Source organism: Labrys neptuniae (assembly GCF_040797145.1).
Lineage (GTDB): Bacteria > Pseudomonadota > Alphaproteobacteria > Rhizobiales > Labraceae > Labrys > Labrys neptuniae.
On the sequence record NZ_JBFNQD010000015.1, the window covers coordinates 1 to 24,555 of the forward strand.

Consider the following 24,555-nt stretch of genomic DNA (forward strand, 5'->3'; position numbering starts at 1 on the left):
ACGCGCCAACGTCCTGAACACGAGTAGAATCAACACCGTGCGCCTTGTCCACTAAATCTAAACCGGACAGCCGTGGGCCCGTCCCGGCAATCCAATCGCTCCCGCGACACAGCGAGTACCCGGCCGCTGGATACCCGGGTCAAGCCCGGGCAAGGCAGAGGTTCGTCGTCCCTACTTGGTGGTGTAGCCGCCGTTCACCAGGATGGTCTGGCCTGTCATCCACCAGCCGTCGGAGACGAGGAAGCGGATATAGGGCACGATGTCCTCGATGTCGGTGAGGCCGGTCTTGGAGAACTTCGACAGGGCACCGGCGCTCTTGTGATAGGCGACGGCATCGGCGCCCTCGGCCGGATAGAAGAAGGACGTATCCATCGGGCCGGGGCCGATGGCGGTCACCGAGATGCCGCGCTCGCCGAATTCCTTGGAGGCGGCGCGGGTGAAATGCTCCACCGGCGCCTTGGTGCCGGCATAGGCGGCATAGAACGGCGTGAAGGCGCCGAGCAGCGAGGTGACGAGCGTGCAGATCTTGCCGTTGTCGTTGAGATGCTTGCCGGCCTCCTTGAGGAAGAAGAAGGCGGTCTTCGAGTTGACCGCGGTCATCTCGTCATATTCGGCCTCGGTGATCTCGACGAAAGGCTTCTTGAGCACCTTGCCGACGGTGTTGACCGCAATGTCGGGACGGCCGACGGCGGCGATCGTATCGGCAAACAGCTTCTCGACCGCACCGGCCGAGGTGAGGTCGCCCTGGAAGGCGACGCCCTTGGCACCGGTCGCATTGATGGCGGCGACGGTTTCCTCGGCCGCGGCCTTGGTGGCGGCGCTGTTGTAGTGGATGGCGACCGCCTTGGCGCCCTGCGCCGCCAGATCGCGAGCGAGCAGCCCGCCCAGATTCTTGGCGCCTCCGGCAATCAGCGCGACTTTTCCCTTGATGCTGTGATCGGCCATGTTGGACCTCCTTTCACGAGTGAAGCTTTATCGGAGGCCAGCTTATCGTCTTGAATTTCGATATAAAGCTACCCATTCGAACATGACATGTTAGGATCTTGTACTAATCTGGTATTAGGCCGTGGACCGCATCGACCTCTTCCGCATCTTCGTCCGTGTCGTCGACAGTTCGAGCTTCACGCGTGCCGCCAACACGCTGGGGCTGCCGCGCCCCTCGGTCTCGGCCGCCATCAAGGATCTGGAAGCGCGCATGGGTGCGCGCCTGCTGCATCGGACCACCCGCAAGGTCGCGCCCACGCAGGATGGCCTCGCCCTCTATGAGCGCTGCCTGCGCCTCCTCGGCGATTTCGAGGAGACGGAAAGCCTGTTCCGGCAGGCGGCCGTCGGCCCGGCCGGGCGCTTGCGCGTCGACCTGCCCGGCCGCATCGGCCGGCTGATCGTGGCACCGGCCCTGGCCGAATTCCTCGACCTCTATCCCGAGATCGACGTCGATCTCGGCGTGACGGACCGCACCGTCGACCTGGTCGAGGACAGCCTCGACTGCGTGCTGCGGGTCGGCCCTCTCAGCGATTCAGGGCTGATCGCCCGTTCCATCGGCGAACTGGCCCTGATCAACGTGGCGAGCCCCGCCTATCTCGCGCGCTATGGTGTGCCCCACAGTCCCGAGGACCTCGACGGGCATCTGGCCGTCAACTACGCTTCTCCCACCACCGGCCGGATCGAACCCTGGGAATGGCTGGAGCAGGGTGGCGTGCAGACGCGCCCTGTACGCAGCCGCGTCGTCGTCAACGGCGCGGAAGCCTATATCGCCTGCTGCCTGGCCGGTTTCGGCCTGATCCAGATCCCGGCCTATGACGTCAAGAGCCACCTGGCGGCCGGCGAACTCGTCGAAGTCATGCCGGACTATCGCGCCGCCTCCATGCCGATGACGCTGCTCTTCCCCCACCGGCGGCATTTTTCCCGCCGGGTGCAGCTGTTCGCGGACTGGCTCGAGGCCCTGCTCAAGCGCGAGGTCCTGATACGGTAGCTTCGAACTGCCCATCCGTCGTCGAGACCGCGCGAGGCAAAGAATCCAAGGCTATTCCAGCCCGAAGCGCAGGGCCCAGGCCGCCGCCACCGTGCCGAGCACGATGGAAAACAGCGTCATGGCTGAGAGCAGCAGGAGGGGCGGCAGGAAGGGCATCGGGCCGGTGATCGCGGCGGTCGCGGCGGCCACCCCGAAGATCAGCACGGGGATGGTGAGCGGCAGGATCAGGATGGAGATCAGCATGCCGCCGCGCCGGAGCGCCACGGTCAGCGCCGCGCCGATCGCACCGAGGAAGGTCAAAGCCGGCGTGCCCGCCAGCAGGGTCAGCGTCACGGCCGCAAGCCCTTTGCCGGGCAGGTTGACGAACAGGCCCAGCAGCGGCGTGGCGATGACCAGGGGCAGGCCGGTGGTCACCCAATGCGCCAACGCCTTCACCGCCACCGCCAATTCGAGGGGCTGGCCGCCGAGATGGATGAGGTCGAGCGAACCATCGTCGAGATCGGCCTGGAACAGGCGGTCGAGGCCGAGCAGCGTCGCCAGCAGGGCACCGAGCCAGAGCACGGCCGGGCCGATGCGGGTGAGCAGGTTGAGATCAGGGCCGACACCGAAGGGAATGACCGTCACCACCGCCAGGAAGAAGATGACGCCGACCGGCGCGCCGCCGCCGGCCCTGACGGCCAGCCGCAGCTCGCGCATGAACAGGGCTGCGAGCGCGCTCATGCCGCACCGATGGTGAGGGTGAGGCTCGGCGCCAGGCCGAGATCGCCATGGGTGGCGGCCAGGATCAGTCCGCCGCCGGCAAGATGCTCGCCCATCACTGCCGCAAGACGGGCCTGGGTCGCGGTATCGAGCGCCGAGGTCGGCTCGTCCAGGAGCCAGATCGGCCGGCGGGACACCAGCAGCCGGCACAGCGAGAGCCGGCGCTTCTGGCCGGCCGACAGATAGGCGGCCGGCAGGTCGATGAGATGCTCGATGGCGAAGAGATCGAGCGCATCCTCGATCGGCAGGTGAGCATCGCCATAATAGGCGCGCCAGAAGCCCAGATTCTCGCGCACGCTGAGGGAAGGCTTCAGGGCATCGGCATGGCCGCAATAATGCATGTGCTCGGCGGGCGTCTTCTCGGCATCGCCGCCGACGAGACGTATCGCCCCTGCCCGGCGCGGCACCAGGCCGGCGATCACCCTGAGCAGGCTGGATTTGCCGGCGCCGTTGCGGCCCGTCACGGCGACGAGGTCGCCGGCACCGGCGGAAAAGCCGACCCCTTCGAACACCAGCCGTCCGCCCCGCTCGCAGGCGAGGTTCTCGATCGTCAGGCTGAGGGGCGGGGCATTGCTCACACGACGCCGATATTCAACAGGTCGAGCATATGGACCACTCCCACGGGCCGCCCGCCTTCCACGGCGAACAGCACGGCGATGCGCCTGGTATCCATCACCTCCATGGCCTCGCTGACCAGGGCTTCGGGGCGGATGACCTTGGGCATGCGTGTCATGATGTCGTCGACCCGCCGCGTCATCAAATCGTCGCTCATATGACGCCGGAGGTCGCCGTCCGTGGCGATGCCGACCAGCATGCCCGACGCGTCGAGGACGCCGACGCTGCCGACCCCCTTCTTCGACATCACCAGGATGGCTTCCGACATCAGTGTGCCCTCGGTGACCAGCGGCACCGCGTCGCCGGTGCGCATGACATCGCGCACGAATTTGAGCGAGGCGCCGAGCTTGCCGCCGGGATGGAAGACCCGGAAATCGGCGGCGGTGAAGCCGCGCGATTCCAGCATGGCCATGGCCAGGGCATCGCCGAGCGCCAGGATCATCAGCGAGGAGGTCGTCGGTGCCTGGCCGTTGGGGCAGGCTTCCTTGGCCTGGGGCAGGACCAGAGGCAGGTCCGCCGCCTTCGCCAGGGTCGAGCTCGCCACCGAGGTCACCGCGACCAGGGGCACGTTGAAGCGGGTGGCATAGTCGATGATGTCGCCGAGTTCGCGTGTCTCGCCCGACCAGGACAGAGCGATCACGGCATCGTCGGCCGTGATCATGCCGAGATCGCCATGGCTGGCCTCGCTCGGATGCACGAAAAAGGCCGGCGTACCGGTAGAGGCGAAGGTGGCGGCGATCTTCTTGCCGATATGCCCGGATTTACCCATGCCGGTGACGATGACGCGGCCCTTGAGGCCGGAAAAGCGCTCGATGCAGGCGCTGAACACCGGACCGAGATCGCCTTCGATCGCCTCCGCCAGCGCCTCCAGGCCGGCCCGTTCGGTTGCGAGGGTGCGCAGAGCCGATTGCTGCGCCGCCTTCAGCATGCGATCACTTTGGCCATCACCTTGTTTCAAACCTGCCTCGTCACGATTTGTTTCGCGGCGGTGTTTATCACAGAATCGGTAAAGAGAATCAGGATTCGGGAACGTGCCCATGCCATCGCCTTCTAACGTCATCGTGCGCACGGTGCGGCTCGGATCCATACAGGGGTTCACGATCCTCGGCCTGATGGTCCTCGGCCTGATGGTCCTCGGCTTGGCCTCGCCTGCCCGGGCCGACAGCTATTTGAACTTCGTCACCGCCCTGTGGCCGCGGGCCGAGAAGGCTGGTATTTCCCGTGAGACCTTCGATGCCGCCTTTGCCGGGCTCGGCGTCGATCCCAAGGTCGTCTCGCTGGCGGGCACCCAGCCCGAATTCAACCAGACCATCCGCGCCTATGTCGACGGCCGCCTGAGCGCCGACCGGATCGCCCAGGGCAAGGCAATGGCGCAACGCTGGAAATCCTGGCTCGACAAGGCCGAGGAGCGCTATGGCGTCGATCGCTATGTCATCCTCGCCATCTGGTCGCTGGAGAGCAATTACGGCGCCTCGCCCGGCAATTCCGACACTGTCCGCTCGCTCACCACCTTGGCCTGCTGTACCACCAAGCGCCCGGAACTCTTCCGCGACGAGTTGATCGACGCCCTCAAGATCCTGCAGGAGCACGACATCACGCCGCGCGGCATGACCGGTTCCTGGGCCGGAGCGCTGGGCCAGGTGCAGTTCATGCCGTCCAGCTTCCTCAAATATGCCGTCGACATGGATGGCGACGGCAAGCGTGACATCTGGAATGAAGAGCCCGACGTGATCGGCTCGATCGCCAACTACCTCAAGCTGCATGACTGGGATGCCGGCAAGCGCTGGGGTTATGAAGTCAAGCTGCCGGCCAAGTTCGATTTCACCGCTATCAACGCCCATGACGGTGGTCCCGCCGGCGCCTGGGCCAAGCTCGGCGTCGCCAGGGTCGACGGCAAGCCACTGCCGGACGGCGACAAGGCCTGGCTGTTCCTGCCCGCGGGCTCCAAGGGGCCGGCCTTCCTGACCTTCCAGAACTATTGGGCAATCAAGACCTACAACATCTCCGATTCCTACACGCTGTCGGTCGGCCTGCTCGCCGACCGCATCCGTGGCATTGCCTCGTTGAAAGGGCGCTGGCCGACGCAGGAGACCACGCTCAACCGGGCCCAGATCACCGCGATGCAGAAGAAGCTGAAGGCGCTCGGCTATCCGATCGAGACGATCGACGGCAAGATCGGCCCTGCGGCGCGGGCGGCCCTGCGCACCTGGCAGGCCAAGGCAGGGCTGGTGGCCGACGGCTATCCCACTCCGGCGGTGTTGCAGAAGTTGAGCGCCACGCCCTGATGCGTGATAGGCTTGCTTTTCGAGAGCGCCTCATTCCCGCGAAACCGGAGACCGGCCTTGAAGCAGCGCCTCCTCCTGATCGCCCTGTTCGTGCTGGCGGCCGTCGTGCTGTCGCAGCGCCATGTCCTGGCCCGCGACGGCGGAGGCGAGACGCCGGGCGAAGCCCTGCGCCAATATCAGGAAATGCAGAACAAGGTGCGCCAGCAGAATGCCCGGCCGGCGCCGGTCCGGCGTACCAAGGTCCGTGCTTCGCCCTTCGCCATGCCCAAGCCGGCCAAGGTCGCGCCGGCACCGGCCGTGCCGCCTTCCTCCTTCGTGCATGTCATCGGCGATTCCATGGCGGACCAACTCGCCGCCGGGCTGGCGGACGTCCTGGACGACCGGCCCGATATCGCCATCATCCGCAATACCAAGGCCGATAGCGGCCTGGTGCGCAACGATTTCTACGACTGGAACAAGGGCATCGCCGACCTGCTCGCCGCCAACGCCCAGATCGATGCGGTCGTGATCCTGATCGGCTCCAACGATCGCCAGACCATCCGGGAGAACGGCGCCCGCCTCGAACCGCAGTCGGACGAGTGGGAGACCGCCTATCGCAAGCGCATCGACGCGCTGATCGCGCCCCTGAAAGCCCGCGGCGTCAAGATCTTCTGGGTCGGCCTTCCGCCGATGCGCAGCGACACCCTGAGCGCCGCCATGGTGCGTTTCAACAGCCTCTATCGCAGCCAGGTCACGGCAGCAGGCGGGATCTATGTCGACATCTGGGACGGGTTCGTCAATTCGGATGGTTCCTATGCTGCCAGCGGCACCGGGCTCGACGGCCAGCCGGCCCGCCTGCGCAAGGCCGACGGCGTGCATTTTTCCGATGAAGGCGCCAAACTGGCGGCGCATTTCCTCGAAAGCGATCTGCGGCGCCTGCTCGGCGAGGCCCCGCCGGCCCCGATGGTTGCGACGGCACCGGTCGCCGAGCCCACCTCCGAGACCCCCGGCGATTCACCGGCGGAAAAACCCGAATACGGGCCGGTCCTGCCGCTCGACGCCTATGAAACCGCGCCCGGCGGCCAGTTGCTCGGTGGCGGCGCCCCTAAACCGGGTGGCGCCGATCCCAGCGTCGCCAAGGTACTCGGACAGGGCGAGAGCCTTCCCCCGCGTGAGGGCCGCGCCGACGATTTTCGCTGGCCATCGCCGGTGGGAACGCCCTGAGAGCCAGCACTGCGGCTCAGGGCTTGGCCTGCTCGGCCTTGGCCACGGTGGTATCGAGCGTGTTGCGCACCAGGCGTTCGGAGAAGCCTGCGAGAAACGACCAGACCAGCAATTTGGCAAGCTCCGTCGACGGCAGCAGGATGGTGAGGCCGCTCGCCTCGGGTTTGCTGCTAGCGACCGTCGTATCGCCATTGGCCTCCTGGAGAACCGAAACCGTCGATAGCGACACGTCCGACAGCTTCGGAAAGATGGTGCCGCCGACGATCCCGCTGCGCATCAGGAAATAAAAGACCATCGCCCCCATCATGCCGACGAGCAGGCGCACGCGCAGCACATCGGGCCGGTAACTGTTCATGACCTGATCGAAACTCAGCGCGGGACTGTCCGTCTGGAATTGGGTGACTCGGCTGAAGAAGGCACCGAGCAGGCCGAAGGCCATCACCAGGCCGAAGCCGAACACCGGATTGGACGAGTAGAGGGTCCCGGGGCCTGTGGCCGGAGCCTGCCAAGTGGCGATGACCGCGAGAATGACGAAGGGCAGCACCGCGACGACCAGCAGGATACAGCCATAGCCGAGCAGCCGCCTCGCCACTTCCATGCGCAATTCGCGCTTGTTGCGGGTATCGATGAAATCACGCTGAAGATCATCGAGCAGCGCCAGATAAGCCAGGCATTTCTTGGCAGCCTGGGCGGCGCCATTGGCAACCGCATCGCCATTGGCGTTCGGCTCGAAGAACTCGGCGCTCTTCTTATGGACGTCCAGATTGGACAGCCCCCGGCGTGCTGCCAGGGAGAGCAGGATCGGATATTCGATGTCGAGCTGTTCAGGCAGAAGATAACGCCCGACGATCTGGCTCGCCTCGTTGAGCTTCACCCATTCGACCGGCCCCGACACCGTGGGAGGCGCCGGCGGAAACCGCGCATCGATAGCGGCCTTGTCGTCGGCGGTCAGGCCTGGATTGGTGGAAGCGACGTCCCACAACGTCCGCAAGGACGTCCATTCATGAGCAATGACTTCCGCGACTTTCGCGGCTTCCCCACACCCAGGGTCCCGCGGCGCCCAGATCTTGCCAAGCAACCCGATCGGCGACATCGATCCCCCGAAGGCACGGTTCATCACCGTCGCCTATAAGAGAGGAACGCCTGTGAAGCGTGCGTGAAACCGCTTCAGCGCCTGGCGCTGTCGAGCGCCATGCGGGCCGCGAGCCCCATCAGCACCGTACCCATCAGCCAGCGCTGGATCGTCGTCCACAGCGGACGGCCCGCCAGGAAGGCCGAAATCGTGCCCGCCATCACGACGAAGCAGGCATTGAAGAAGGCGCTGACCAGGATCTGGATGAGGCCAAGCTGCAGGGTCTGCCCGAGCACGGGACCGGAATGGTCGACGAATTGCGGCAGCAGCGAGAGATAGAGCGCCGCGATCTTGGGATTGAGCAGGCTGGTGAACAGGCCCATGCCATAGAGCCGCCCTACTGAATCGGGCTTGAGCGCCCGGACTTCGAAAGGCGAACGGCCGCCGGGCTTGAGCGCCTGCCAGGCCATCCAGGCGAGATAGGCCGCGCCGGCAATGCGCAGCGCGTCATAGGCGTAGGGCACCGCAAACAGCAGAGCCGTGATGCCGAAAGCCGCCAGCAGCATGTAGATCACGAAGCCGGTGACGACGCCGATCAGCGAGATCAGCCCCGCCAGGCGGCCCTGGCAGATCGAGCGCGAGACGAGATAGGCCATGTTCGGGCCGGGCGTCAGCACCATGCCAACGGCGACGGCAGTGAAGGCGAGGACAGTCGTCAGGGAGAGCATGGCGGAAACCTCGGGTTTTCCCTTGCTACGCCCGCTCCTCCCATCCAGGCAAGCACCGACCCGCATCCATCATCACTTTGAATGCTGGCGTCAAAATCGGTGATGGAAAGGTGTGCCGGTCTTCAGACCGGCAATCTTCCAACGCTTTCATGCCGGTCCGAAGACCGGCACACCGAAAACCGCCGCTCAGCGCGGCAGCGTCGTCGCCCCCATCAGGGCCTCGTCGATGGCGCGAGCGGCCTGGCGGCCCTCGCGGATGGCCCAGACCACCAGCGACTGGCCGCGCCGCATGTCGCCCGCAGCGTAAACCTTGTCCATCGAGGTGCGGTAGTCCCTGTCCGTAGCGGAGACATTGCCGCGCTTGTCCAGCTCGACGCCGGACTGGTCGATCATGCCGGCCTTGACCGGGCCGGTGAAGCCGAGGGCGATGAACACCATATCGGCCCTGAGCACGGTCTCCGTGCCCTCGATCGGGCGGCGCTTCTCGTCGGCGCGGGCGATCTTGACGCCGGTGACCCGGCCGTTCTTGCCGACGATGCCGAGGGTCACCGCCTGGAACTCGCGCTCGGCGCCTTCGGCCTGCGAAGAGGAGGTGCGCATCTTGGTCGGCCAATAGGGCCAGATCGCCAGCTTGTCTTCCCTCTCGGGCGGACGGGGCCGGATGTCGAGCTGCGTCACCGAAATGGCGCCCTGCCGGAAGGAGGTGCCGACGCAGTCCGAGGCAGTGTCGCCGCCGCCGATCACGACGACATGCTTGCCGGTGGTCAGCAGCGGTTCCTCCCGGGAGATGTCCTCGCCACCAACGCGGCGATTGCTCTGCACCAGATAGGGCATGGCGAAATGCACGCCCTCGAGCTCGGCGCCCGGCAGGGCCGGATCGCGCGGGGTCTCGGCGCCGCCCGCCAGCAGCACGGCGTCATGGCTCGACTTGAGGTCGGCAAAGCTCATGGAGACACCGATATTGACGCCATAGTGGAAGGTGACGCCCTCGGCTTCCATCTGGCGCACGCGGCGCTCGATATGGTGCTTTTCCATCTTGAAGTCGGGAATGCCGTAGCGCAGCAGGCCGCCGGCGGCAGGCTCGCGCTCATAGACATGCACGTCATGGCCGGCACGGGCGAGCTGCTGGGCGGCGGCCAGGCCGGCCGGGCCGGAGCCGATGACGGCGACCTTCTTGCCGGTCTTCACCTTGGCGATCTCGGGCTGGATCCAGCCCATGGCCCAGGCCTTGTCGGCAATCGACTGCTCGATCGTCTTGATGGTGACCGGCATGTCCTCGAGGTTGAGCGTGCAGGCCTCCTCGCAGGGCGCCGGACAGATGCGGCCGGTGAATTCGGGGAAGTTGTTGGTGGTGTGCAGGTTGCGCGCCGCCTCCTCCCAGTCATCGTGATAGACGAGGTCGTTCCAGTCCGGGATCTGGTTGTTGACCGGACAGCCCGTCGGGCCGTGGCAGTAGGGCACGCCGCAATCCATGCAGCGCGCCGCCTGCTTGCCGACATCCTTGTCGTCGAGCGGAAGGGTAAATTCGCGGTAGTGGCGGATGCGGTCGGCGGCCGGAAGATACTTCTGGTCCTGCCGATCGATCTCGAGAAATCCTGTTGCCTTGCCCATATCAGTTCCCAAAAAGTTTTTATCGAGCCCTGCCGAGAACGTCGCGCTGCCCCTCACCGTACCTCTCCCCGCAAGAGCGGGGCGAGGAGACTTCAGCGTGGCGTCTCATTCCGCCCGTTCATCATCTCGCACGACGCTTGCCAACCCCTCGCCCCGCTCTTGCGGGGAGAGGGTAAGGGTGAGGGGCGGCACAAACCTTAGTCTGCGCCCCGCCCCTTCCTCACTCTGCCGCCATCATGGTGCGGGCTTTTTCCATCTCGCGCAAAGCACGGCGATATTCGACCGGCATCACCTTGACGAAGCGGGTGCGATAGGTGGCCCAATCGTCCAGCATGGTCTTGGCAAGCGTCGAGCCCGTATAATGCAGATGATTCTCGATCATCTTGCGCAGGCGTTCCTCGTCATAGCGGCCCATGTCGCCGGAGACGTCGATGCGGCCCTTGAACTCGAGGTCGCCGCCATGATGGTGCAGGCGCTCCATCAGGTCCTCTTCCTCTTCCACCGGTTCGAGATCGACCATGGAGAGGTTGCAGCGTTTGGCGAAACTCTGGTCCTCGTCATAGACATAGGCGACGCCGCCGGACATGCCGGCCGCGAAGTTGCGGCCCGTCTGGCCGAGCACCACCACCACGCCGCCGGTCATATATTCGCAGCCATGGTCGCCGGTGCCCTCGACCACCGCCGCGGCGCCCGAATTGCGCACCGCGAAGCGCTCGCCCGCGACGCCGCGGAAGTAGCACTCGCCGGCGATGGCACCGTAGAGCACCGTGTTGCCGACGATGATCGACTTCTCCGGCACGGCCTGCGTCTCATCGCTCGGCTTGATGATGATACGGCCACCGGACAGGCCCTTGCCGACATAGTCGTTGGCCTGGCCCACCAGCGTCAGGTCGATACCCGCCGCCAGGAAGGAGCCGAAGCTCTGGCCGGCGGTACCGGTGAGGTTCACCTTGATGGTGCCGTCGGGCAGGCCTTCATAGCCGTAGCGCATGGCGACCTCGCCTGAGAGCATGGCGCCCGCCGTGCGGTCGACATTGGTGATCCTGCCCTCGATGGTGACCTCGCGGCCATAGTCGAGCGCCGGCGCCGCCTCGGCGATGAAGCCACGGTCGAGCACGGTGTCAACAGGGTGCTTCTGCTTCTCCTCGTGGCGGATGCCGACATTGGCCGGCACGTCCACCTTGTGGAAGAGCTTGGTGAAGTCGAGCCCCTTGGCCTTCCAGTGGTCGATGGCATCCTGCTTGTCGAGCAGGTCGGAGCGGCCGATCAGTTCGTGGAGCTTGCGGAAGCCGAGCTCGGCCATCAGCTCACGCACTTCCTCGGCGACGAAGAAGAAGTAGTTGATGATGTGCTCGGGCGTGCCCTTGAAGCGCTTGCGCAGCACCGGATCCTGCGTCGCCACCCCCACCGGGCAGGTGTTGAGGTGGCATTTGCGCATCATGATGCAGCCGGCCGCGATCAGCGGCGCGGTCGAGAAGCCGAATTCGTCGGCGCCCAGCAGCGCGCCGATAACGACGTCGCGGCCGGTCTTGAGCCCGCCATCGACCTGCAGGCGCACGCGTGAGCGCAGGCGGTTGAGCACCAGCGTCTGCTGGGTCTCGGCGAGGCCCGTCTCCCAGGGGCTGCCGGCATGCTTGATGGAGGTCAGCGGCGAAGCGCCGGTGCCACCTTCGAAGCCGGAGATGGTGATGTGGTCGGCGCGGGCCTTGGCGACGCCGGCGGCGACGGTACCGACGCCGACTTCCGAGACCAGCTTGACCGAGACATCCGCCGCCGGGTTGACGTTCTTCAGATCGAAGATCAGCTGTGCCAGGTCCTCGATCGAATAGATGTCGTGATGCGGCGGCGGCGAGATCAGGCCGACGCCCGGGGTCGAGTGGCGCACCTTGGCAATGACGGCATCGACCTTGTGGCCGGGCAGCTGGCCGCCCTCGCCGGGCTTGGCGCCCTGCGCGACCTTGATCTGCATCATGTCGGCATTGACCAGGTATTCGGCGGTGACGCCGAAGCGGCCGGAAGCGACCTGCTTGATGGCCGAACGCTTGGAGCGCCCGTCCGGCAGGGTCTTGAAGCGCTCGGCTTCCTCGCCGCCCTCGCCGGTGTTGGACTTGCCGCCGATGGCGTTCATGGCGATGGCCAGCGACTCATGCGCCTCGCGCGAGATCGAGCCAAAGGACATCGCGCCGGTGGCGAAGCGCTTCACCAGCTCGCTGGCAGGTTCGACCTCGTTGAGCGGCACCGCGGCCATGCCGCGCTCCCCGGCCGTCTTGATGCGGAACAGGCCGCGGATGGTCTGGAGCTGACCGTTCTGCAGGTTCACCGAGGCGGCGAAGTCGCGATAGCGGTCCTGCGCATTGGCGCGCACGGCATGCTGCAGCGTGGCGACGCTGTCCGGCGTCCAGACATGGTCCTCGCCGCGGATGCGGTAGGCATATTCGCCGCCGACATCGAGGGCGTTGCGGTAGATCGGCGCGTCCGAGAAGGCATCCTTGTGGCGAGATACGGCCTCGGCAGCGACCTCGTCGAGGCCGACGCCCTCGATCATGGTGGCGGTGCCGAAGAAGAACTCGTCGACGAAGGCCGAAGACAGGCCGATGGCGTCGAAGATCTGGGCGCCGCAATAGGACTGGTAGGTCGAGATGCCCATCTTGGACATCACCTTCAGCACACCCTTGCCGATCGACTTGATGTAGCGCTTGACCACCTCGTATTCGTCGACTTCCTCGGGGAATTCGAGCTGGGCATGCAGCGTCGCCAGCGTCTCGAAGGCGAGATAGGGGTTGATCGCCTCGGCGCCATAGCCGGCGAGGCAGCAGAAATGATGGATCTCGCGCGCTTCGCCGGTCTCCACCACCAGGCCCGCCGCAGTGCGCAGCCCCTTGCGGATGAGGTGATGATGCACCGCCGCCGTCGCCAGCAGGGCTGGGATCGGGATGCGGTCCGGGCCGGTCTGGCGGTCGGAGAGGATGATGATGTTGTAGCCGCCATGCACCGCCGCCTCGGCGCGCTCGCACAGCCGCTCGAGCGAGCCGCGCATGCCCTCGGCGCCCTGGATGGCCGGATAGGTCATGTCGAGCGTCTTGGTGTCGAAGCGCTCCTCGACATGGCCGATGCAGCGGATCTTCTCCAGATCCTCATTGGTGAGGATGGGTTGGCGCACTTCGAGGCGCTTCTTGCGGGACGTGCCTTCGAGGTCGAGGATGTTCGGGCGCGGGCCGATGAAGGACACCAGGCTCATCACCAGCTCTTCGCGGATCGGATCGATCGGCGGGTTGGTGACCTGGGCGAAGTTCTGCTTGAAATAGGTGTAGAGCAGCTTCGACTTGTCGGAGAGCGCCGAGATCGGCGTATCCGTGCCCATCGAGCCGACGGCCTCCTGACCGGTGGTCGCCATCGGCGGCAGCAGCAGCTTGATGTCTTCCTGGGTGTAGCCGAAGACCTGCTGGCGATCGAGCAGTGACACGTCGGTGCGCGAGGCGCGCGCTTCCACCGGGCGCAGATCCTCCAGCACGATCTGGGTGCGCTTGAGCCAGTCGCGATAGGGATTGGCGGTGGCGAGCGAGGCCTTCATCTCGTCGTCGGAGACGATGCGGCCTTCCTCCAGGTCGATCAACAGCATCTTGCCGGGCTGCAGGCGCCACTTCTCGACGATGTCGGCCTCGGGGATCGGCAGCACGCCGAATTCGGAGGCGAGCAACACCAGCCCGTCCTTGGTGACGAGATAGCGCGCGGGCCTGAGACCGTTGCGGTCGAGCGTGGCGCCGATCTGACGGCCATCGGTGAAGACCACGGCGGCCGGCCCGTCCCAGGGCTCCATCAGCGCGGCATGGTATTCGTAGAAGGCGCGCCGGTCCTCGGACATCAGCGGATTGCCCGCCCAAGCCTCGGGGATCAGCATCATCATGGCGTGGGCGAGCGAATAACCGCCCTGCACCAGGAATTCGAGCGCATTGTCGAAGCAGGCGGTGTCCGACTGGCCTTCATAGGAGATCGGCCAGAGCTTGGAGATGTCGTTGCCGAACAGCTCGGAGTCGACCGAAGCCTGGCGCGCCGCCATCCAGTTCACATTGCCGCGCAGCGTATTGATTTCGCCGTTATGCGCGACCATGCGGTAGGGGTGGGCCAGCGTCCAGCTCGGGAAGGTGTTGGTCGAGAAGCGCTGATGCACCAAAGCGATGGCGCTCTGGAAGCGCTCGTCGGTGAGGTCCTTGAAATAGTCGCCGAGCTGGGTGGCGAGCAGCATGCCCTTATAGGTGATGGTGCGGCTCGACACCGAGACCGGATAGAAGCCCGCCGTCACCGGCCGGCGCTCGACGTCGTTATAGATGACGTTGGAGATCACCTTGCGGATGATGAACAGCCGGCGCTCGAACTCGTCCTGGTCCGGCGTGGCGGCCGAGCGGCCGATGAAGGCCTGCATGTGGATCGGCTCGGTCGGCAGCACGCTCTCGCCCAGGCCCGAATTGTCCACGGGCACGGCGCGCCAGCCCAGGAACACCTCGCCTTCCTCGGCCACGATCTTCTCGACCACGCGCATGGCATGCACGCGGCCTTCCTCGTTGCGCGGCAGGAAGAAGAAGCCGACGGCGTAATCGCCGGGCGCCGGCAGCTCGAAGCCGAGATTGGCGCATTCGGCGGCGAAGAAGTCGTGCGGGATCTGTACGAGCATGCCGCAGCCGTCACCCGCCTTCGGATCGGCGCCGACGGCGCCGCGATGGTCGAGATTGTGCAGGATCTGCAGCGCCTGGCTGATGATCTTATGGCTCTTGCGGTTCTTCATGTCGGCGATGAAGCCGACGCCGCAGGCATCCTTCTCATTGGCCGGATCATAGAGGCCCTGGGCCTGCGGCAAGCCGGGATCGCGCAGGACAGGCATGCGCGTCGATTTGGGATCTTTCGTCACGGTGGCATTGGTTTTCGTTGCAGCGTCGATCGCCGCTGCCGAAACCGTCTGCTGTCCGTGTTGGAAGATCGCGCTCATCGCCTGTTTCCTCTTCGCCTCAATCACCTGTTGCCGTCAGCCCGCACACTCGCCCGCTCATCGCCTGCCCATGCAAGGGTCGGGCCGCGACTATGCCGCCGGATTGTGAAAGCTGTCACTCAATTGTGCACCGCTCCGCGCTGAAACGCGAGAGCGGCGTTCTTGCCATACGGCCAAGCCGGGCCTGTGGGCCATCTTCGGCTGGTCCGCGGGCTGCCCCGAAAGGCGGCAGCATCCATAATGGGACAGCATAGCTGTCCTAATATGGATGGCTGACATGGCATAATTCCAAGCTGGGGACAAGCATATAAAAGCGGCAGCACGACTTTTTCTTGCGCGCAACCCCAGCATGGCAGCAAGAAACGAAATGTGATCACATCGAAGCGAGACAGAGAGTTCTGAAAAATCGCCATTGTGGCGAGATCTTGTCAGGTCGATGCGAAGGTGTTTCGCGCCGGATAGGACGTCAGGGGCCTGCGTTCCCGTCAGGCGACGCCGACATCCGTCTGGCCGAAATCATTGCCCTTGAACAGCAGCGGCTCGCCCATGGCTTTGGCCAAGGCATAGGAGAAGCAGTCTCCGAAATTCAGTCCGGCCTTGTGACGCCCCTTGCCGAAATCGAGAAAGGCCTGACGGGCCAATTCCCCTTGATCGATCGTTACCGGTTCGACGACGATGCCGGCGCGACGAAAAAAGGCTTCGGCCTGCCGCATCCCCTCGGAGCCAAGCTGGTTCTCGATCACCATGGACAGTTCGACGTAACTCGCCACGCTGATACGGCAGATCTCTGCGTCGTGAATGCGCTGGACATAAGCCGCCGCTTCCGGCTCGCGATAGAGAATGGCGACGACGGCCGACGTATCGAGAATCATTTCGGCAGGCCTTTTTCGTCGTAGAGCAGGTCGGCATGATCGGCATAGGGGCGCCGCACATGCGAGGCGGCCCGATCGGCGATAGCCAGTAGTTCCGCGACGCTTGCCTTGGCCTTGCGTTGTTCGACCCTGGCGAAGCTGTCGCGCAGCGCCTCGATGACCACGCGTGTCATGTTCTCGCCCGTGGCACGGGAGATGGCCTGCGCCAGCCGATAGGCCTCGGGATCCTTGATGCTGAGGCTCATCGCAACCTCCATTCTAGAAAGAACCTGAAATTTCTACCTTTCTACCCTGCCTGTCAATCAATAACGGCCTTGAGAGCCCAGCTCTGCGCCCAGGCCCTACCCCCGCAGCCCCAGCACCCTTCTCACGATGATCGGCAGGGCGATCGCCGCCACCAGCAGCACGCCGAGGATGACGGCGATGACGATGCCGGGCACGTTGATCAGCGTCAGCCCGAAAGTGGTGAGGCCGAGCACGAAGACGGCGATCACCACGCCCGGCATGGTGCCCGAGCCGCCGGCGATCGAGATGCCGCCCAGTACCACCATGGTCACCACTTCGAGTTCCCAGCCCAGCGCGATGTTGGGCCGGGTCGAGCCGATGCGGGCGGTGAGCAGGGCCGAGGCGAGCCCGGACAGGAGGCCCGTCAGCACGAAGATGAGGAAACGGATGCGATTGACCGGGATGCCGGAGAAACGCGCCGCCACCGGGTTGTTGCCGATGGCATAGAGCATGCGCCCCCACACGGTGAAATGCAGCACGACGGTGAAGACCACGGCCAGGACCAGGAACAGGATGAAGGCCAGGTAAAGCGGCGGCTCCTGGACGATATAGAGCTGGGCGAGGTTGGTGTAGTCCTCCGGATAGGTGGTGATCGCCTGGTCGCCCAGCACGACCTGGGCGATGCCGCGATAGAGCGACATGGTGCCGATGGTGACCACGATCGAGGGCAGGCCGAAGCCGGTGACCAGCCAGCCATTGAAGGCGCCGCAGACGATGCCGACGCCAAGGCCGATGGCGATCAGCATGACAGGCCCATAGCCCGCCTGCGCCCCATAGCCGATGGCGAGCGAGGCCAGCGCCACGATGGCGGCGACGGAGAGGTCGATCTCCCGGGTGAGGATCAGGAGTGCCATGCCGAGCGCGATGATCGCCTTCTCCGAGAAGTTCTGGGTCATGTCGGAGAGGTTGTAGAGATCGAGGAAATAGGGCGAGCCCAGCGCATTGACCACGATCACCGCCGCCAGCAGCAGGCAGAGGATGGTCTCCCAGCGCAGCAGGCGGTCTGCCAGCGTGCGGGGCGCGCGGTCGAGCACCTGGTAGCGGGCGGTGTCCGTCATCACCGGGCTCCTTCTCTGGCGGCGGCGCGGCGGCGCGCCTCGGGCAGGATCAGCTTGCCGCCCTTGCGCTCGGCACGGGCATTGACCACCACGGCCGCCAGGATCACCGCGCCCGAGATCGCCATCTGCCAGAAGGGCGAAACATTGATCACCGGCAGGGCGTTGACGACCACGCCGAGGAACAGGGCGCCGAGCAGCGCACCGCTGACCGAGCCGATGCCGCCGCCGATGGAAACGCCGCCGATCACGCAGGCCGCGATCACGCTGAGCTCGTAGCCGAGCGCGATCTCGGTATAGGCGATGCCGAAGCGGGCCACCCACAGATAGCCGCACAGGCCGGACACCGCGCCGGACAGGGTGAAGACCAGCAATTGCTGGCGGGCGAGATCGATGCCGCAATAGCGCGCCGCCACCGGGTTGCCGCCCACCGCATAGAGCCCGCGGCCGATGGTGGTGCGCCCGAGGAAGAGGGCCATCGCCGCCGCCACCGCAATGGCGAACCAGACCAGGCTCGACAGGCCGAGGAAGGTAGCATGCGGAAAGTTCAGGAAGGCCGGGGTCATCTTGTCGGAACTGATCCACTTGCCGCCCGAGACGATGAAGACGAGGCCGCGATAGATGGCGAGGGTACCGAGCGTCACCACGATCGAGGGAATGCCGACAAAGGCGATGAACACGCCGTTGACGAAGCCGAAGAAGGTACCGACGGCGATGGCGACGAGGATGACAAGGCCGATGGGCAGGTCGGGCGCCGCGATCGAAAAGAGGGCGGCGACCATACCGCTGAGCGCCAGATTGGCCGCCACCGACAAGTCGATGCCGCGAATGAGGATCACCGTCATCTGGGCGAGCGCCAGCATGACGAGGATGGCGCTGTCCTTGAGCACGCCCATCAGGCTGTCCGTGCTCAGGAAGACCGGTGCCCGCAGCCCGATGGCCAGCACCATGCCTGCGACGATGAGGGCAAGAATGATCTCGCGGCCGTAGCGGCGCCACAGGGTTTTCATGCGTGGCCTCCCGTGGCTGCCGTGACGATGGCGGCGGCGTCCATCTCGGTCCGCGCGAATTCCTTCACGATGCGCCCCTCATGCATCACCAGGATGCGGTCTGACATGCCCATCACCTCCGGCAGCTCGGAGGAGATCAGCACCACGGCGAGGCCTTCCGCGGCTAGGTCCACCATGAAGTCGTGCACGGCGGCCTTGGAGCCGACGTCGATGCCCTTGGTCGGCTCGTCGAGGATGATGACCTTGGGATTGGTGGCGAGCCATTTGGCGATCACCACCTTCTGCTGGTTGCCGCCGGACAGTTCCTGCAGTTTCTGGTCCCAGGAGGCGGCCTTCACCGCGAGCCTGGTGCCCAAGCGGCGCGTATCGGCGATCTCCGAACGCTGGCTCAGGAAGCCGAAGCGGGCATGGCGTATCAGGCTGGCCAATGTGGTGTTCTCGCGCACGCCGAATGGCAGCACGGCGCCCTGGCTCTGGCGATCCTCCGGCACATAGGCGATGCCGGCGGCGATGGCGTCGGCGGGGCTTTTGATGGCACGAGCCTTGCCGCGCACGAGAATCTCGCCGGTATCAGGCCGGGAGAGCCCGAACACGGCCTGCATGGCCTCGGACCGGCCGGCGCCGACCAGCCCGTAAAGGCCGAGGATCTCGCCCTGGCGCAACGTGAAGGAGATGTCGGCGAACTCGCTCTCATTGCCGAGATCCTTGACCTGGAGCGCGACGTCGCCGATCGGCACCTCGCGCTTGGGAAAGACCTGCTCGATCGAACGCCCGACCATCAGGCGGACGAGTTCGGCCGGGGTCGCTTCGCTGATCGCGCCATCGCCGACATATTCGCCGTCGCGCAGGCAGAGCCAGCGATCGGCGACGCGGAAGATTTCCTCGAATTTGTGGCTGATGAACAGGATCGCCCGTCCCTCGGCCTTGAGCTGGTCGATGATGCGGAAGAGATCGTCGATCTCGCGGGCCGAAAGCGCCGCCGTCGGCTCGTCCATGATGACGATGCGCGCCTCGTGGGACAGAGCGCGGGCGATCTCGACCAGATGCTTCTGGGCCACGCTCAGGGCTTTCAGCGGCTCGCCCGGATCGATGTCGGCATCGAGGCGCTTGAGCAGCTCGCGCGTCCGCGCATGCACGGCGCTCCAGTCCACTAGCCCGCCGGCACCCTTCGGCATATGGCCCATGAAGACGTTCTCGGCGACCGAGAGCTCGTCGAACATGATGGTTTCCTGGTGAATGGCGGTGATGCCGGCCGCCCAGGCGTCACGCGGGCTCGAAAACTGCAGGGCCTGCCCGCCGACCCGAAGCTCGCCCTCGTCCGGCGTGTAGATGCCGGTGAGGATCTTCACGATGGTGGACTTGCCGGCCCCGTTCTCCCCGAGCAGTGCCGTGACCTCGCCGGGATGAAGGGCAAGGCGCACGTCATGCAGCGCCCGCACGCCGGGGAAACGCTTGGAGATGCCGGAGAGGGAGAGAAGAGGGGTGGAGGTCATGAAACAGTCCGGCAACCGGGATCAAGCGCGACATTTACCGCGCCCTCGCCCCGCTCGCGGGGAGAGGGTAAGGGTGAGGGGCTGTGCAAAGCGTAATCTTGCATCCGCTACGCTGCCCCTCATCCTTACCTTCTCCCCGTAAGAACGGGGAGAAGGGACGTTTGGCGTCGTGGCATGCTCAAAAAGCCTCGAACTCGCCCCAGCTATTGCTCAAACCTCAGAAGATCTTGGCGTATTTCTCGACGTTCGACTTGTCGAAGGTGAAGGGCTCGCCCATCACCGCCTCGCCGTCCTCGCCGATCTTGGTCTCGCCCATGCGGCCCATCTTCACGGTGGAGCCGGGCTTGGCGTCCTCGCCGCCAATGATGCCGGCCAGGATCTGCGTGGCCGAATAGCCGTAATCGACGGGGTTCCAGATCGCAAAGCTATCGCAGGCGCCCTTCAGCACGGCGTCCTTCATTTCCGAGGGCAGGCCGAGACCGGTGATGAAGACCTTGCCGGCGAGGCCGCCGTCGATGATCGCCTTGGCGCCGGCGCGGATGCCGATGGTGGTGGGCGAGATCACGCCCTTGAGATTGGGATGGGTCTTCACCAGGCCCTGCATCTCGCGATAGGACTTGTCGTCCTGATCGTCGCCATAGACGGTGTCGACCAGCTTGAGCTTGGCGTATTCGGGCTTCTCCCACTCCCGCTTCATCGCGGCGATCCAGGAATTCTGGTTCGTCATGGTCGAAGCGGCGGAGAGAATGGCGACCTCGCCCTCGCCCTTGAGGGTCTTGGAAATCATCTGCACCTGCTTGGCACCGATCATCTCGGTAGAGGAGGCGTTGAGGTGCATGATGCGCCCGCCTTTGGCAATGGCGCTGTCGAAGGAGATCACCTTGATGCCGCGCTGCGCCGCCTTCTTGCCGACCGGCACCAGGGCGTTGGCGTCGTTGGCGGAGACGATGATGCCGTCGACCTTCTGGGCGATCAGGGCGTCGATCACCGCAATCTGGTCCTCGGCAGTCGCCTTGGTGGGGGCGGTGTAGATGATCTCGATGCCACCAAGCTCCTTGGCCGCCTGCTGGGCGCCGTCGCGGCAGGCATCGAAATAGGAATTGCCGAGATTCTTGACCACCAGGGCGATGCGCTTGTTGGCGGCGAAGGCTGGCGTGACCGCGCCGAGCGGCAGGGCGCCCGCCAGCAGCGAGCCGCCCAGGATCTTCAAGGCGCTGCGACGCGATTGATCGTCGAACATGTCGTTCCCTCCAGTATTATTTCCTGTTCTTGGCCAGCCGAGCCTTGTCGGTCGGTCTGCCCGCAGGCGATTTGACGGCCGAACCTGGCCACCGACTCTCCCGCGCAGAGGCGCCATTCATGCCCGCCTCGCTGGCGAATGCAAGAGTCGGCTGCAATTTGTCTGATTAATTTTGGCGGGACCGTGACCGCCTTGATCGAGCCCTTCGCGCGAATGTCTTGATGACCGTGATAGCAGCCGCTACGACAGTCGAAAGCCTCCCTCCCTGTCCCATTGCTCGTGGAACCCATGACTTCCCTTCCTTCCTTCGCGGCCTGGACCGTCTGCGGCATCGACGAACTCCATCAGTTCAGCGGCTTCGGTGTCAGCCATGTGCTTTCGATCGTGGACCCGAACTGGCCCGCGCTGAGTGCCTTCGATGCCTATGGCGTGCACCAGCGCACCGTCCTGCAATTCGACGACATCATCGATCCCATGGCCGGCAAGGTCATGCCGGCGCGCGAGCACATGGCCGAAATTCTGCGCTTCGCCCGCGACGAAGCCGGCGCCGTCCTCGTGCCCGAACGCCTGCTGGTGCATTGCCATATGGGGGTTTCGCGCTCGACGGCTGCGATGGCGACGCTGATGGCCCGCTCCGATGCGAGCCTGGCGGAGGACGAGATTTTTACCCGCCTGCGCACGATCCGCCCGCAGGCCTGGCCCAACTCCGTCTTGATCGGCTTCGCCGACGACCTGCTCGGCCGCAGCGGGCGTCTCAAGGAGGCCCTTCGCCGGCACTATGCCTTCCAGAAACAGCACCGCCCCGACATGGCCGACTGGATGGTGCGGCTTGGCCGAGGGCGCGAAGTCGAGATGGCCGCCTGAGGCCAGCCCTTTGGCTTCGTATCAGGCCGTCGACGGGAGCGCCGCCCGCCATGCCGCCCTGTAGCCCAGCAGGGACTCGGTATCGGCATAGGCCATCGCCGGCCGTGCCGGCTCGCGTGCCGGCATATCGGGCCAGGTCGCGAGAAGAGAGGCGCCGTAGGCGGTGCCTGAACTGTCGAGGCTGGGCAGGACCGCCTGCCCCAGGCGTAGCGCCGCGAGCAGGCTGCAATAGACCGGATTGGCGGCAAAGCTGCCCTCGATCAACAAGGGGCCGCTGACAGCGCCGAGCGCCTCCAGGAGATAGTCGGTCAGCAGCACGCAATAGAGGCTGGCAAGCGCCGCCCGCATGCCCTCGCCGGCCGGCAGCGTGCCCCGGATCTCGCCGGGATGCGCCGGAAAGGGGCCGCCATTGGGCACGAAGCTCGGCAGCGCCAGCACACCGGCCGCCATCACGGCCGCGGCATCGGCAAGCGAGCAGGTCGGCGAGGCACCGTCGAGGATCACCGCATATTCCCGCCCGCCCATGAATTTGGCCGCCGGCACCGGCCGGGCCTCGACATCGGCATAGGCCTGCATGTCCCGGGCTGCGTCGAGCCGGCCGGGATCGGCGCCCAAGGCCATGATCACCGCCCAGGTGCCGGAGGAAACCAAGGTGAAGGGCGGTTCGAAGGCGATCAGATGCGGCAGGATCGAGCCGTTGGAATCGTGGATGCCGGCACGCACCCGCACCGTGTCGGGCAGGCCGGTCTCGGCCCGAACCTCGGGCCGCAACGGACCAAGCACGTCATAGGCCGCGATCGGCGGCGGGAACAGCGCCTGCCATCCGCAGCCGACAACCAGAGAGGACAGGCGCCTTTCACGAACGGCCCACAAATCGGAATGGCCGCCGATACCGGTGACCTCGTTGCGGGCGATGCCGGTGAGGCGCCAGGTGAAATATTGCGGATAGGGCACGATGTGCCGGACACGCGCGAAGGCTTCGGGATGGCGCCGCTGCTGGTAGAAGATCTGCTTGCCGGAATTGAGCCCCGCCGACATCGGCGGCGACAGGGTTTCGGCAAAGGGCGGGCGGAACGGCGCATACTCGGCCTCGACCTCGCCGACGCCCTCGAACTCGTAGTCCATCACCGGCAGCGCCAGATCGTCCTCACCGATCAGGGCCATGGCAGCGCCATGGGTGGTGACGGCGATGTCGGCGATGGCATGCTCGACGCCAGCCTGGCGCAGCCCTCCCATCAGGAAGCGCCAGATCGCCTCGACATCCGCATGCGGATAGGGCGGGCCGGCCAGCGGCCGGTTCGGCATCGAAGCCTGCCAGAGGCTGGCGGAGCCGTCGAACAGGACCAGCTTCACATTGGTCTTGCCGACATCGAGCACGGCGGTGACGGACATGGTCGGCTCGCAGGATTACGCCTCAATAGAGATCGGCATATTTATCGAAATTCTTGGCATCGACCACGAAGGGACGCAGCGTGGCGATACTGTTCTCCCCGAGTGCGATCTGGCCGAGACGGCCTGCGGTGACCAGGCTGCCCGTGCCTGTGGTCATGGTGTTCCTGGCCAGCGCCGCGGCAATCTGCATGGCGGCATAGCCGATATCCACCGGATTGGCGGTCGCGAAATATTCCACCGCCTTGGCCGACATGGCGGCCTTCAACGTGGCCGGCCGGCCGAAGCCGGTGACGAAGACCTTGCCGGCAAGGCCCCTGTCCGAAACGCATTGCGCCGCCCCCACCAGCGCCGCCGGGCTGAAGACCAGCAGGCCCTTGAGATTGGGGCGCTGCCTCAGCACGAAGTCCGCGGCGGCATAGCCGGCCTTTTCATTGTCATTGTCATAGAGGGTGTCGGCGAGCTTGAGCTTGCCATAAGCTGGCTTGAGCCATTGCTGCATGGTCTCCGAAACCAGCCCCTGTCCATCCGCGCCATTGCGCGCACCGGCCAGGATGGCGACGTCACCGCCATCCTTGGCATCGTCGGCCAGCATCTGAAGGAAGGTCTCGGCTTTGCCGCGACTGCTGACGGGATCGACATGGGCCATGCGCGAATTGGCCGGCAGGGCCTGCTCGAAGGAGACCACCTTGATGCCGCGGATCATGGCGCGCTTGCACAGCGGCGCCAGCAGGCCGGCATCGATGGGGCTGATCAGGATGGCATCGACCTTCTGCTTCACGAAGCCGTTGATGAAGAGGGCCTGCTCGCGCACCAGGCGCTTTTCCGGCGCAGCCACGGCCATATCGAGCGTGCCGATCTGCGTCGCGGCCTCCTGGGCTCCGTCGGCGCAGGCCTTGTAGAAGGGATCATCCTTGACCGGCACGATCACCCCGACGCGCAGCCTGCCCTCGGTCACCGGCAAGACAGGCGTCGGATCGGCCTTGGGCTTGGGTTTCGGGCTGGGGGCCGAAAGAGCGCTGGACGACATGCCGGCTAACCCCAGCCCCCCCAGCAGCGTGACGATCTGGCGGCGGCTGAAGGTGTCGGTCATGGTAACTCCGTCCGGGGATGGTGCAAAA

At 65.4% G+C, this 24,555-nt stretch carries 20 protein-coding genes; 4 read left to right on the plus strand and 16 right to left on the minus strand.

The window, feature by feature from the left end; translation table 11 throughout:
- Positions 1–171: 171 nt before the first annotated feature.
- Positions 172–945, minus strand: coding sequence for an SDR family oxidoreductase (locus ABXS05_RS28300; protein ID WP_367626179.1), 774 nt, complete (start codon positions 943–945; stop codon positions 172–174).
- Between the two features lie 121 nt (positions 946–1,066).
- On the opposite strand from ABXS05_RS28300, the gene ABXS05_RS28305 reads away from it, so the two are divergent.
- Entirely contained in the window at positions 1,067–1,972 is a 906-nt protein-coding gene (locus ABXS05_RS28305) for a LysR family transcriptional regulator (RefSeq protein WP_367626180.1), read from the plus strand.
- Between the two features lie 51 nt (positions 1,973–2,023).
- On the opposite strand, the gene ccmB is transcribed toward ABXS05_RS28305, so the two are convergent.
- From ccmB to ABXS05_RS28320, 3 genes are read right to left on the minus strand one after another with little or no spacing between them, the layout of a single operon-like run.
- Positions 2,024–2,692 carry a heme exporter protein CcmB gene (ccmB, locus tag ABXS05_RS28310; protein ID WP_367626181.1) on the minus strand — a complete coding sequence of 223 codons (669 nt, stop codon included), beginning with the start codon at positions 2,690–2,692 and terminating at the stop codon, positions 2,024–2,026.
- The gene (gene ccmA / locus ABXS05_RS28315) at positions 2,689–3,309 is read right to left on the minus strand and encodes a heme ABC exporter ATP-binding protein CcmA (protein WP_367626182.1); all 621 of its coding nucleotides are present in this window, start codon (positions 3,307–3,309) and stop codon (positions 2,689–2,691) included. Before ccmA ends, ccmB begins: the two co-directional genes overlap by 4 nt.
- Positions 3,306–4,274, minus strand: coding sequence for a KpsF/GutQ family sugar-phosphate isomerase (locus ABXS05_RS28320; protein ID WP_367626243.1), 969 nt, complete (start codon positions 4,272–4,274; stop codon positions 3,306–3,308). Before ABXS05_RS28320 ends, ccmA begins: the two co-directional genes overlap by 4 nt.
- Before the next feature lie 109 nt (positions 4,275–4,383).
- Between ABXS05_RS28320 and ABXS05_RS28325 the strand changes: the two genes are divergently transcribed.
- Both ABXS05_RS28325 and ABXS05_RS28330 read left to right on the plus strand, forming a co-directional pair.
- Positions 4,384–5,631, plus strand: a complete 1,248-nt coding sequence (locus ABXS05_RS28325; RefSeq protein WP_367626183.1) for a lytic murein transglycosylase — start codon at positions 4,384–4,386, stop codon at positions 5,629–5,631.
- A 57-nt stretch (positions 5,632–5,688) separates the two neighbouring features.
- A complete protein-coding gene (locus ABXS05_RS28330) occupies positions 5,689–6,834 on the plus strand; it encodes an SGNH/GDSL hydrolase family protein (RefSeq protein ID WP_311934579.1) in 1,146 nt (381 codons plus the stop codon).
- Positions 6,835–6,850: 16 nt separating this feature from the next.
- Here the strand turns inward: ABXS05_RS28330 and ABXS05_RS28335 are convergent, their stop codons facing one another.
- The 10 genes from ABXS05_RS28335 to rhaS all read right to left on the minus strand — a co-directional run bounded on the left by ABXS05_RS28335 (position 6,851) and on the right by rhaS (position 21,151).
- A complete protein-coding gene (locus ABXS05_RS28335) occupies positions 6,851–7,825 on the minus strand; it encodes a hypothetical protein (RefSeq protein ID WP_367626184.1) in 975 nt (324 codons plus the stop codon).
- A gap of 176 nt (positions 7,826–8,001) precedes the next feature.
- Entirely contained in the window at positions 8,002–8,634 is a 633-nt protein-coding gene (locus tag ABXS05_RS28340) for a LysE family translocator (RefSeq protein WP_311934577.1), read from the minus strand.
- A 186-nt stretch (positions 8,635–8,820) separates the two neighbouring features.
- On the minus strand, positions 8,821–10,245 hold the full coding sequence (locus ABXS05_RS28345; RefSeq protein ID WP_367626185.1) for a glutamate synthase subunit beta: 1,425 nt from the start codon (positions 10,243–10,245) through the stop codon (positions 8,821–8,823).
- 220 nt (positions 10,246–10,465) lie between these two features.
- Positions 10,466–15,226, minus strand: a complete 4,761-nt coding sequence (gene gltB / locus ABXS05_RS28350) for a glutamate synthase large subunit (protein ID WP_437178706.1) — start codon at positions 15,224–15,226, stop codon at positions 10,466–10,468.
- A gap of 485 nt (positions 15,227–15,711) precedes the next feature.
- The gene (locus ABXS05_RS28355) at positions 15,712–16,098 is read right to left on the minus strand and encodes a type II toxin-antitoxin system VapC family toxin (RefSeq protein WP_367626186.1); all 387 of its coding nucleotides are present in this window, start codon (positions 16,096–16,098) and stop codon (positions 15,712–15,714) included.
- Positions 16,095–16,343, minus strand: coding sequence for a type II toxin-antitoxin system VapB family antitoxin (locus ABXS05_RS28360; protein ID WP_311934575.1), 249 nt, complete (start codon positions 16,341–16,343; stop codon positions 16,095–16,097). The genes ABXS05_RS28355 and ABXS05_RS28360 overlap by 4 nt, the downstream gene beginning before the upstream one ends.
- 96 nt (positions 16,344–16,439) lie before the next feature.
- Complete coding sequence (locus tag ABXS05_RS28365) at positions 16,440–17,441, minus strand: ABC transporter permease (RefSeq protein WP_367626187.1); 1,002 nt, start codon at positions 17,439–17,441, stop codon at positions 16,440–16,442.
- Positions 17,441–18,448, minus strand: coding sequence for an ABC transporter permease (locus ABXS05_RS28370; RefSeq protein ID WP_311934573.1), 1,008 nt, complete (start codon positions 18,446–18,448; stop codon positions 17,441–17,443). Before ABXS05_RS28370 ends, ABXS05_RS28365 begins: the two co-directional genes overlap by 1 nt.
- Positions 18,445–19,941 (minus strand): sugar ABC transporter ATP-binding protein, encoded by a 1,497-nt coding sequence (locus ABXS05_RS28375; protein WP_311934572.1) that lies wholly within the window; start codon positions 19,939–19,941, stop codon positions 18,445–18,447. The genes ABXS05_RS28370 and ABXS05_RS28375 overlap by 4 nt, the downstream gene beginning before the upstream one ends.
- A 217-nt stretch (positions 19,942–20,158) precedes the next feature.
- A complete protein-coding gene (gene rhaS / locus ABXS05_RS28380; protein WP_068291262.1) occupies positions 20,159–21,151 on the minus strand; it encodes a rhamnose ABC transporter substrate-binding protein in 993 nt (330 codons plus the stop codon).
- Positions 21,152–21,469: 318 nt separating this feature from the next.
- Here rhaS and ABXS05_RS28385 point away from each other — a divergent pair, with 318 nt between their 5' ends.
- Positions 21,470–22,045, plus strand: coding sequence for a tyrosine phosphatase family protein (locus tag ABXS05_RS28385; RefSeq protein ID WP_367626188.1), 576 nt, complete (start codon positions 21,470–21,472; stop codon positions 22,043–22,045).
- 21 nt (positions 22,046–22,066) lie between these two features.
- Here ABXS05_RS28385 and ABXS05_RS28390 read toward each other — a convergent pair whose 3' ends face one another.
- Both ABXS05_RS28390 and ABXS05_RS28395 read right to left on the minus strand, forming a co-directional pair.
- Complete coding sequence (locus ABXS05_RS28390; RefSeq protein ID WP_367626189.1) at positions 22,067–23,437, minus strand: FGGY-family carbohydrate kinase; 1,371 nt, start codon at positions 23,435–23,437, stop codon at positions 22,067–22,069.
- 22 nt (positions 23,438–23,459) lie between these two features.
- On the minus strand, positions 23,460–24,527 hold the full coding sequence (locus ABXS05_RS28395) for a substrate-binding domain-containing protein (protein WP_311934569.1): 1,068 nt from the start codon (positions 24,525–24,527) through the stop codon (positions 23,460–23,462).
- Positions 24,528–24,555 lie beyond the last annotated feature (28 nt).

What these genes read in the sequence shown, in the direction of transcription:
- ABXS05_RS28300 (WP_367626179.1), bottom strand. Translation starts at nt 945, where the DNA reads ATGGCCGATCACAGCATCAAGGGAAAAGTCGCGCTGATTGCCGGAGGC.
- ccmB (WP_367626181.1), bottom strand. Translation starts at nt 2,692, where the DNA reads ATGAGCGCGCTCGCAGCCCTGTTCATGCGCGAGCTGCGGCTGGCCGTC.
- ABXS05_RS28320 (WP_367626243.1), bottom strand. Translation starts at nt 4,274, where the DNA reads ATGCTGAAGGCGGCGCAGCAATCGGCTCTGCGCACCCTCGCAACCGAA.
- ABXS05_RS28325 (WP_367626183.1), top strand. Translation starts at nt 4,384, where the DNA reads ATGCCATCGCCTTCTAACGTCATCGTGCGCACGGTGCGGCTCGGATCC.
- ABXS05_RS28340 (WP_311934577.1), bottom strand. Translation starts at nt 8,634, where the DNA reads ATGCTCTCCCTGACGACTGTCCTCGCCTTCACTGCCGTCGCCGTTGGC.
- ABXS05_RS28345 (WP_367626185.1), bottom strand. Translation starts at nt 10,245, where the DNA reads ATGGGCAAGGCAACAGGATTTCTCGAGATCGATCGGCAGGACCAGAAG.
- gltB (WP_437178706.1), bottom strand. Translation starts at nt 15,226, where the DNA reads ATGAGCGCGATCTTCCAACACGGACAGCAGACGGTTTCGGCAGCGGCG.
- ABXS05_RS28355 (WP_367626186.1), bottom strand. Translation starts at nt 16,098, where the DNA reads ATGATTCTCGATACGTCGGCCGTCGTCGCCATTCTCTATCGCGAGCCG.
- ABXS05_RS28360 (WP_311934575.1), bottom strand. Translation starts at nt 16,343, where the DNA reads ATGAGCCTCAGCATCAAGGATCCCGAGGCCTATCGGCTGGCGCAGGCC.
- ABXS05_RS28365 (WP_367626187.1), bottom strand. Translation starts at nt 17,441, where the DNA reads ATGACGGACACCGCCCGCTACCAGGTGCTCGACCGCGCGCCCCGCACG.
- ABXS05_RS28370 (WP_311934573.1), bottom strand. Translation starts at nt 18,448, where the DNA reads ATGAAAACCCTGTGGCGCCGCTACGGCCGCGAGATCATTCTTGCCCTC.
- ABXS05_RS28375 (WP_311934572.1), bottom strand. Translation starts at nt 19,941, where the DNA reads ATGACCTCCACCCCTCTTCTCTCCCTCTCCGGCATCTCCAAGCGTTTC.
- ABXS05_RS28385 (WP_367626188.1), top strand. Translation starts at nt 21,470, where the DNA reads ATGACTTCCCTTCCTTCCTTCGCGGCCTGGACCGTCTGCGGCATCGAC.
- ABXS05_RS28390 (WP_367626189.1), bottom strand. Translation starts at nt 23,437, where the DNA reads ATGTCCGTCACCGCCGTGCTCGATGTCGGCAAGACCAATGTGAAGCTG.
- ABXS05_RS28395 (WP_311934569.1), bottom strand. Translation starts at nt 24,527, where the DNA reads ATGACCGACACCTTCAGCCGCCGCCAGATCGTCACGCTGCTGGGGGGG.